Source organism: Microbulbifer variabilis (assembly GCF_020524905.1).
GTDB lineage: Bacteria > Pseudomonadota > Gammaproteobacteria > Pseudomonadales > Cellvibrionaceae > Microbulbifer > Microbulbifer variabilis_A.
In genome coordinates this window covers 1-9,173 of sequence record NZ_JAIVKI010000037.1, presented here as the reverse complement: position 1 = coordinate 9,173, position 9,173 = coordinate 1, and the positions used below count along the sequence as shown (strand labels likewise).

10 protein-coding genes and 1 pseudogene are annotated in these 9,173 nt (G+C 44.8%); 3 read left to right on the top strand and 8 right to left on the bottom strand.

Annotated features, from left to right (window positions below; all coding sequences use genetic code 11):
- Positions 1–124: 124 nt before the first annotated feature.
- From LC073_RS22045 to LC073_RS21065, 4 genes and pseudogenes are all read right to left on the bottom strand, one after another.
- Positions 125–301 (bottom strand): annotated as a pseudogene (locus tag LC073_RS22045) (transposase); the annotation flags it as partial.
- A gap of 343 nt (positions 302–644) precedes the next feature.
- On the bottom strand, positions 645–1,007 hold the full coding sequence (locus tag LC073_RS21075; RefSeq protein ID WP_226649548.1) for a hypothetical protein: 363 nt from the start codon (positions 1,005–1,007) through the stop codon (positions 645–647).
- Between the two features lie 568 nt (positions 1,008–1,575).
- Positions 1,576–1,947, bottom strand: a complete 372-nt coding sequence (locus LC073_RS21070) for a LexA family protein (protein WP_226649546.1) — start codon at positions 1,945–1,947, stop codon at positions 1,576–1,578.
- Between the two features lie 612 nt (positions 1,948–2,559).
- Positions 2,560–2,757 (bottom strand): hypothetical protein, encoded by a 198-nt coding sequence (locus tag LC073_RS21065; RefSeq protein WP_226649544.1) that lies wholly within the window; start codon positions 2,755–2,757, stop codon positions 2,560–2,562.
- A gap of 750 nt (positions 2,758–3,507) precedes the next feature.
- Here LC073_RS21065 and LC073_RS21060 point away from each other — a divergent pair.
- Positions 3,508–4,365 (top strand): peptidoglycan-binding domain-containing protein, encoded by an 858-nt coding sequence (locus LC073_RS21060; RefSeq protein ID WP_226649542.1) that lies wholly within the window; start codon positions 3,508–3,510, stop codon positions 4,363–4,365.
- Between the two features lie 6 nt (positions 4,366–4,371).
- Here the strand turns inward: LC073_RS21060 and LC073_RS21055 are convergent, their stop codons facing one another.
- Entirely contained in the window at positions 4,372–4,929 is a 558-nt protein-coding gene (locus LC073_RS21055; RefSeq protein ID WP_226649540.1) for an HNH endonuclease family protein, read from the bottom strand.
- A 274-nt stretch (positions 4,930–5,203) separates the two neighbouring features.
- On the opposite strand from LC073_RS21055, the gene LC073_RS21050 reads away from it, so the two are divergent.
- Together LC073_RS21050 and LC073_RS21045 are read left to right on the top strand one after the other, a co-directional pair.
- The gene (locus LC073_RS21050) at positions 5,204–5,539 is read left to right on the top strand and encodes a hypothetical protein (RefSeq protein WP_226649538.1); all 336 of its coding nucleotides are present in this window, start codon (positions 5,204–5,206) and stop codon (positions 5,537–5,539) included.
- Positions 5,536–5,835: a hypothetical protein gene (locus LC073_RS21045; RefSeq protein WP_226649536.1), complete on the top strand. Its 300-nt coding sequence runs from the start codon at positions 5,536–5,538 to the stop codon at positions 5,833–5,835. The genes LC073_RS21050 and LC073_RS21045 overlap by 4 nt, the downstream gene beginning before the upstream one ends.
- Positions 5,836–5,970: 135 nt before the next feature.
- On the opposite strand, the gene LC073_RS21040 is transcribed toward LC073_RS21045, so the two are convergent.
- The 3 genes from LC073_RS21040 to LC073_RS21030 form a co-directional block, all read right to left on the bottom strand.
- On the bottom strand, positions 5,971–6,201 hold the full coding sequence (locus tag LC073_RS21040) for a hypothetical protein (protein WP_226649534.1): 231 nt from the start codon (positions 6,199–6,201) through the stop codon (positions 5,971–5,973).
- A gap of 831 nt (positions 6,202–7,032) precedes the next feature.
- The gene (locus tag LC073_RS21035) at positions 7,033–7,467 is read right to left on the bottom strand and encodes a hypothetical protein (RefSeq protein ID WP_226649532.1); all 435 of its coding nucleotides are present in this window, start codon (positions 7,465–7,467) and stop codon (positions 7,033–7,035) included.
- 507 nt (positions 7,468–7,974) lie between these two features.
- On the bottom strand, positions 7,975–9,173 hold a 1,199-nt coding region (locus LC073_RS21030), incomplete at its 5' end, for a host specificity factor TipJ family phage tail protein (protein WP_226649530.1).

Sequence of the window (9,173 nt, the reverse complement as noted above, 5' to 3'; positions counted from 1 at the left end):
AAGCTGTATTTTATTTCATTTCTTTCGCAAAGAAGGCGCTGGCCTTTTTTAGGATCTCCTTCTCCATACGTAACTGCTTTACCTCACGTCGCAGCCGGTCTAATTCAGTTCGCTCATCAACGCCCAGTCTCACACCACTTTCTTCTTGCTTCAGTTCCTTTATCCAGCGTCGTAGATTGTTGGTAGTAGTTCCAGCAACTTCAGCTGCCTTAGAAATCGAATACCCTTGCTCGGAGACTAGGGCTACGGCGTCTTTCTTGAACTCCGGCTTGAAATGCCTACGTATACCTTTTGTTGTCATACTTCACCTCGCTTGGTAGTTTTACCATCTTAGCGAAGTGTCCGGAAGAATTAGACCACTACATAAACACTCGTCCAAGGAAGATTCTAAATTGCTTGAGCCCACTAGAATTTCTAGCAGGCAGGCGTGTGTCACTTATATTAGCAATCTAGGGTTTTTGTGGTACCCGCCACAAAATTTGCGACGATAAAGTGCCTCTCTTAGTATATTTTTCAGGTCTTTACTCAGCACATATTTTTGTTCCAGTTAAATTATCAAGTTTTGCATCGTCCAATTTTACGGCTTTAGCTTTATCACCATCCAATTCGAACAACACGATACCACAGCCACTAAAAATTGGCGCTTAAGTGAGTTTGTACTTTTTATTTTGAGCTGACTTAAATGAACCAGCAACGTTACAAAACGAATAGCTCCCTATGCTTGAAGAATTAGCTACAAATATTTCACGATCAGCTGGAATGTTAACGGTAGCTGTTTTATCTCCTCGATTTTTAGGCCCCAGTGGTTTGAAAACTTTCCCACAGCTGGATCCTTCTTCCTTAATTGCAAAAAGATAAATTGATGAATTTGCTCCGATACCTACCTTTACGTGTTTTACTGGCATCTCCAAAGCGGCCAACTCACCCTCCTGCGGCTCTAGATACCTGCTAGCACAGGCAGAATTAAATATAGCTATTGCGACCAAAACAAAACTTTTTACGTACATATTTTTATAACTCTCTATTTTTTGAATACTGTAGTGGAACGCCCAGCGCTGCAGATAATTTGTAACGATGAGGGAGCGGAAGCTTTCCGACAGCCACTATTTGTTAGCTTCTACCGCCATTTACCGGATAATTTCTGGACACCTACAGAACATGTTGATGGGCCAAGGTTGAGGCCATTAGCGACTAGAAATAACTCGGCCTCTAGATCTAGCTCAACTTGACGAGATTGATGACTATCAAGCCATGCGGATAAAATATTACTTTTACTCTCCTCTAATTTTTTTGAAGAGATGCCCCACATGCGCAGCAACTGACATTCCCTCCAGCTAAATCACTGAAAATCCCACCCACAAAAAAACCCGCTAAAAAGCAGGTTTTTTTGGCCGTTGCTATGCAACGAAATATATGGTCGGAGTGGCCGGATTTGAACCGACGACCACCACACCCCCAGAAGTACTGGTACAAAAATCTAACCCATTGATTATAAACGATTTTATAGATGAAATTCCCGCCTGTAAAATTAGCGTCGAAAATTACGGCAAACCTGTATGTATAGCCAGCGATTCATTAACCCCCACGATGGTACCGAATTGACGCCTTAACCACCCCCTCCACAATCAGCTCCTGCCCCTCCCAGATAGGGATTGGCTTATATTTATCATTTGCCGACAACAACCACCCCCGCCCTCTATCTAAGATTTTGCAGGTCAGTTGCCCATCCAGGGCTACGACCACCACATCACCATTTATCGGCGTCAGCGAGCGGTCAATGATGAGGATATCCCGGTCAAAGATTCCCACCCCTTGCATAGAATCGCCATTGGCACGAGCCATGAACGTCGCCGGGCCATTGGTTATTAAATGCTCATCTAGGCTAAGGGCTTCTTCTTTGTGGTCATCTGCTGGTAAGGGGAAGCCGCAGCTGACGCCACAGAACACAGGAAGACCTGCAGAAAGAATAAAAAAGAGCAAAAGGCAGGTGGGATCAGACGGGATGCAGCCGCCTACCCTTGATCCACAAAAATTTTGGAGTACCTAATTGGTACAAGCAGCTATCAAAAAAATACATACCAAACCAGATTTAAATATTGTTCGATCTTTTCATTTTAGGTAACGTTAGATTCCACACACGAATTGACCGGTCAGCGACAATGAAACTCGTAATATGCTTCCGGTCGATCGATTTTATATTACCCAACAAAGATAAGGACATACCCCATGCAGTTAGAGACTGATATCAAAGCCGGCCCTAAAGCTGGAGTTGACTGTTGCGGATCAGGCTGTACGCACGAAAAGTAGAGCTTTGAAGGTTGGTTATCTCACTATAACCAACCTACTCGGGGCTGCGATCTTGACTAGGTTTACGCGGCCCCCACTGCAACAGCAACTGACCTCCTGAATCACTAAGCCGCAATGACAGCCGAACATCACGACGCGGGCGATTCTGAGGAATGATTAGTAACCAACAAATCAAACGGCACATAGCGATATCCTTCGAGGTATTTACCAACGTCGATATCGGCCACTGCGCCACCTCTTGACCTTGCCTGACTACTTTAATAATTCTCGAAGCTGTTCTTGCTTTTTATTTAAGGCATTCAGCTCATCAACAAGGGTGTTGGTTGCTGCATCCAGGTTGTTTATCTGCACCATTAGCATGTCCCTGATTTTCGGATCGGCAGTGTCTGCGGTCATATCAATAGTGTTCAAGCAAGCACGTATCTCGTCTTCAACCTCTATAAATGTCATGGTTCAACTCCTTCTTTCCGACGACACAGGGGCAATCTACCAAACCACTGTTTGGATACACAGTACTCGAGGCAGAATGAAGCATACGCCTACATTTCGCGCTCAGGAAGTCAGTATATGCAGGAGAAGAGGATGCCGTAGGGCAACCAGGAATGCCTCTAAAAGCCGAGCAGCTACTGTCGGAGGATGCGGTTTATTCGTCCAGGGGGACCAGAGTCTGAGCTGGCTCTTACGATGAAGACTCCACCCAATTCTTTTCCGCAGCTATCCAGTGTAGATGACTGTGTGGGTTCCATCGCCAGAAGGCTAGGGATATTCCCCGCTAGTCTTGAGCCATCAGTTAACAGAGTAACAAGGATGGCATACGAACTGATCATTAAATATCCATCTGGACTGAGGACTTATTCAAGGTGGCCCTCCCCCGGATAGATGAGGTGCAAGCAATACTCTTGCGGTAAAGGAGGGATAGTTTCTAAAAGACCTAACAATGTATATATAAACTAACGCTGCTTTTTTAGTAACAGCCAGCTGTATTTCCTTGAGTATAATTGGGGATTACGCCAAAACCTGAAAAGTATAGAATGAGCAAGAGATACTAAGTGTAAGGATTTAGTGTGAAGAAAAAGACCGCCAGTAAATCAAGTAGCCAGTATGGCGAAGAAGAAAAATCGATCATTGACTACATCTGCAATGATAAACAGGTAGCATACCGGCTAGGCCCCATTCTGAGTCAGTACAGCAATTATTGCAGTGAAGCAAATTTTTGCATTGATGTTAAAAATAAGAATGCTTCATGCACGATACTTTTATCTAGAAAAAACTAATGATTTGACCACCAGGCTTTTTGAAAAGTCCGGCCGGATAAAACTTGATCTTCTCTGCTGCCTCACGCTATTGGATAAGTTAGAGAGGGATGGCCTCATATTGATTCATTCGGATTTTGGGTTCAATCCTGAAAGCTTAATAATCAATCCCCCAAAAAATCAAAAAAAGAAGGATGAAGATACTTTATGGTTTTCAATTTCAGATGAAAAAATACTTAGCCTACTCATAAAATATAGTATCTCTGAGATAATACCCACCCCAACCTTAAGAAAATTAAAAGAAAACAATTTTAAATCTTTAGATGAGATAAAGTTTGGAAAAACCATAAAAGTCGCTTGGGCCGGTGTAATCTCATCTTTAATTTTGGGAATTTTAAGCCAAGCCTCCTCATATTTTAATAAAGACTCGTCTGAAAAAAGACTTCAAGAAGTCACCAAGATTATTGAAGATTCACATTCAGAACTTGGAAATTCTGTAAGGACAAAGTTCCGAGAATCAACTACTGCAAGCATTGACAACGACAAATCAGATAACATTCCACAACAAGACACAAATCCTATTAGCCAAAAAAATGATCTGAGAAAGATAAAGCCTGAAGATCTCATCCTTCAAATCCAACAGCATTTAAATTATCTTGGATTTAATGCTGGCCCTGAGGATGGTAAGTTTGGGATTATGACTCTTAAGGCCATTAAGGCCTTTCAGGCAGAAGCCGACCAAGAGGATAGTGGGATTCCATCACTTACTCTCCTGGAAAGATTGAAAGTAGCGGCAAAGGGATAATAAACCTTACTCATCTAACATGGTTAATTTCTGGGCTGATTCGCCCTGCGAGAACTTCAGCCCATATTTCTCCAGTATTGCCATAAACTGCTGCAAATAGATGGCCTGAACGGGCTCATAAGGTGGCATCCACTCGTCCGGGCCTTTGTCGCCCTTGCTTTGGTTCCGGCCATCATCGACCAGCCATAGATTCTCAGGGTCTTCAGCAAACTGCCTCTTTAGCTTCACAGTCCAATTGGCACCACCGTGCTCATGCGCCCATGAAAGTGGCACGATGTGTTCAACATCCAGGTCGGAAGCCAGGGTGTAAAAGTTGCCGGTGTACGGGTCCAGCCACAGGCCAGATTGAACTGTGCAACCCTTAACATTGGTGAATGTCACCGGGGCCAGAGAGAACTGTACAAGCAGCTCTTGGCGAGTGCTCAGACAGTCACCGTCCGCATCGGACCAGCTGGGCAACCACTGCTGGCGATCGTAAGCCTCAGGTTCGGCTTCGTAGCAACCGCTTAATGTGGCCGCAAGAACAAGTAGATAAAGTAAGCGCATATAAATCTTAAACGACAAAGGGTTACTCTAAACCCAGTTATTATGACACCAGTTATTCCACTTGAGTGTTTGTTTAGCCCATTATATTCTGGCGTCCTATCATTGGGGGAGCCTGTGAGGCTTCAATCTTAAGCTAAATATTTATCACCCATGGAGGGGTTAGGTGTAACAATTCCGTACTGTTGAAGACCTGCGTGAGTACATCAAAACTTTAGGTCCCTTTTATGCCCGGCCAACCGAACAAGGAGCCCACCCGACACTTTATAAGAACAGCAAAGATGCCTCTGTGATTATGGGCGTTAGAAAGCGGGACTATCTATTTTCTCCAGATGAACATTGGGTACTCCCCCATGAGAAAATGGGCCTATCCTTTTCCGCACACTGGCAACACTTAAAGCGCATCTATCGCTTGAAAAAGAAAATAACCCGAGGGCTACCTATCCACGTATTCTGGGTTCTTGAGAAAGTAGATATTCCCTCTGGCCTAGCCTTTGTGCCAGACCCGAAAGATAAAAATCATTACCTATTAACGGTGACTGAGAGAATGAAAGTGGAGACCTTGGTAGAGAAGCTAACCTGGGTCGCAGATAGAATGTCAGTTATACGAGAGGCGCAGGACGCACTATGATCGAATACAAATACCCGGATGAAGAACAGATCCTGTTTCACTATGCCGACAAGATGGGTGATACGAAGGCCAGGGCGGTACTAGAAAAGCGGGAAGTGGCAAACGAGCAAGAAGCGCAGACTCTCTCCAGCTTTTACTGGAAGATGGTGGATGTTATGGCGGACGATCGGGGCCAGGGGCTTCCAATTCTGGAGCGAGAAGGCTTTGAATCCTGGGCTGAAGCTATTTTCCATACTCTGAATGGCTATCTTGTAAGTAATGGCTATGAAGAGCAATGGGATAACGAAGAGGAATAAGCTTCACTTCCTTTCACATTAGATCATACTTTTCAGCGATAGCCTGAAACTGCTACAAAATAAGTGCGCGCAGGCTAGCACGGGGGCGACCATTGATCGGGGCCATTATCGCCCTTGCTTTAGTTCAGGCCGTCATCAATCAGCCAGAGTGGCAGATAGGAGAATAGGCAGTAAAAGGCGCATGACGACCCTCATTGTTTTGAGGGATCGTACAGGAAGTTGATCAAAATAAACAAATACATTTTGTTTATTTTGTTTTGTTTTGTTTTGTTTTGTTTTGTTTTGTTTTGTTTTAGACCATGTAGAACCATTGCCTATGGCAACACCTACCTTTTTTCTTCGATGCAAGGCTTTCTGCTTTTTCAACTGAGCCCTCTTTATGTTTAGAATTATTTACACGTAAGGCCACTTGCATTTCGACTTACTCAACCGGGACATTATCAATGAGAATTGTATTGCTGCTAATCGATGCGTCTCAACCCCTGCTCCTCACCGCTATTATTATCAGTCTTTCCGCTACAATGGCCATGGTATTTGTTACGACCAGGGTAACGATTAAACACATTCAGAATTTCCCCACCCCTATTGAAATACACCTTTCGCACACCTTTAAGTTGGTCCGAGTTATAATGGGCAAACAGTTTAATAAAGTTATTGAGGTCATGTGCCACCCCTATCTTGTGTTAAATTCAACCGACCTAAAAAACAATAAATCTTTCCAAACCCGCAAAAGAAAATAAATCAAATCCACACAATTGAACTGAAATTTTAAAATTCAAAAAATACTCCCCAACCCAACAGGGTTATTCAACCCTTACATTGTCTGTAAAATCTAGTAAAGATAACGATTCAACTGAAGACAAATACACTCGAAAGTATGCACCGCCAAACATCCCCCTTGCGCCAAGAGCCTTTTTTTGAGTAAATTTTTACCTTAAAAAAGTGACATCCTGACTTTGATAAATTACCCATCAAGGATAAAGAATAAAATCCTAATGTCGGTTTTTTGAAATTAACGGGACGCGAGCTGCGTAAATCTCGTATGATAGCGGCAAAATCCGGCTGAAGCGAAGGTAAACCACTTCAACCAGATCTATAGCACAAGGTAGGAAACAGGACCTTGACATCACACCAGCCGCAGATCGTTCAATTGCTTTTCATGACCCTATAGCGATGCTAAGCAGGCTTCCGGTAACACTACCATGGAATACATCCTCTTGGCCTAACAACTTGTCTTCTCTCCCACTCTATCGGCTCACCTTTCTCTTCTTTAGTCTGTAATTCAGCTGATTTTAAAGGTATAGTGCCAAAAGCAACGGGAATGAGGTCCTGAGGATTGGATAAATTAACATAATTTATTTCCCCCCGCCTAGTGGAAGGGCAAAGAACATTCTTTAAATCAGCACTCCAAGAGGTCTGATAGTCGTCTGCAGCACCAATTACCTCGATATAATCTCCTGACTGGGTTCTGTAGCTACTCGTAAATGAATAGCTACATAGATTTCTATAAGAATAAATTTTTTCCCATGCTATGGGTACGTCCACCCATACAAACTGACAGTCTTCGGCAAAAGAATTTGCGCTTGCAACCACGGCCGTCAAAACGACTGGCAGAGATAACTTTTTAAACATATATATTCCATTATTACTTTATTACTTTATTACTTTATTGATCATGTGCGATCCCTTCATATTTTAACCTTCCAAACTTAAATGTAAATTTTTTCTACTCCAACACAGTACCAATTTACTGTAACCTTAAGAACATGATTATTTGGCCCCATATAGCTTCAATCTTAAATTAATGCAAAAGATTTAGAGTTCATATATTCATTCGCTCACCCTATAGAAAACCTAGAAAACCTAGAAAACCTAGAAAACAAATTTATTCGTCTTTTACCTCCTTAAAGAAATAACATTATTGTTTTCTACATATGCAGGGAGGTTCGGCGTGTATGGCAGTTAATTTGCATTACTTATCCCTAATAATCACAATTAAACAAAAGTAATAGCTAGGAGGCTTGGCTACTCTATCAAACCCCATCCATTGCCCCCAACATCTGCACAACCAACCCAGCCAAACCGCTGCCGGTATCCCATTAATCTCCTACATCCCCCCGGAGTGGCCAGCCCAATTAATCAAGCCGGCCCATTGTCATCATCAACATAAACCCGCTCATCGTAATTCACCGCCGTCATACTCACCCGCTCAGTGCCGCTGGGTTTAATATCGGTGATGAGTGCCGGGTGGCTCCAACGCTCGGCCTCGCCGAACATATACAGCGGCGGCTCCATACTGCCATCTAGTGTGGGGGAAAAATTCAGATTGGAACCTATCGTTACGATATTGGCGCTGTCGGTTGGCGTAGCCGTATAGAGGCCGGACAGGGTGCCATCTGGTTTGCGCAGGGCGAGGAAGTGCGTACCTGTGCCCCACTCCAGGTCCGCATCCAGGGTGATCACTCGCCCGTTGACCGCCAACACTCTGCCCGTCTGTGAGTAGCCGGGGATATCGTCGGCGAGAGCGCAGTAGCTCAGATAACGGCTGTTGAGGCCGTCCATTTCGGTCTTGAATGTGTAGCGGGTGCGGCGGTATCGCTGAATGCGCCTTTGCCGCATGCCGAAGCGCCAGGCTTTGGTTTTATCGGTGATGCCGAAGGCCCTAACTTTTTTCGGCGCTTGCCCCAGATCTCCCGGTAAGGTGCACAACACCGTGGCCGGTTTCCAGGTTTGCGGGTCGAAATATTCCACCTCGATGCCGTCCGGCTCGTCGGGGTCAAACAGCTTTATATCCCTTTCTAGTTCACCGACCATATTGTCCGGTTGGTACATGTGCTCGAAGGCGGTGCGCGGGCCATCGCGTACTGGGATAATTTGCCCATAGTCCAGGGTGGGCTCGGCATAGCCCACGGCGAGGACTTTTTTTAGGGCTTCGAACAGGGTGGTTTTGTTATCGAATACCGCCGAGAAGCTATCACCGCGCGCGCTCCATAAATCGTGCAGCTCCTCCATCTCCTCCAGGCCAATCTGGTGATCGGTATGACCGACGCTCTTGATCACATAGGCAAAGAACGGGGCGATATCTTCAGTGAGTTGAGGCGCGGACCAGCTGCCATTCTCATAGACGGGAAGTTTGCGGATGGCGATGAGATTGAATTTATTCTCTGCACTGCCGGCCAGGGCATTGGTGCCACGAATTTTGACCGCAATAGTGGTCACGCCTTCATAGTGGCTCGCGCTGTCCAGTTCGGCTTTTAACGCGGTCCACTGCACTTTATCGTACACGCGGGTATCGTCAGTGCCTGGGGTTGTGCGCTTTGCGCGAACCTCTGGGCGCA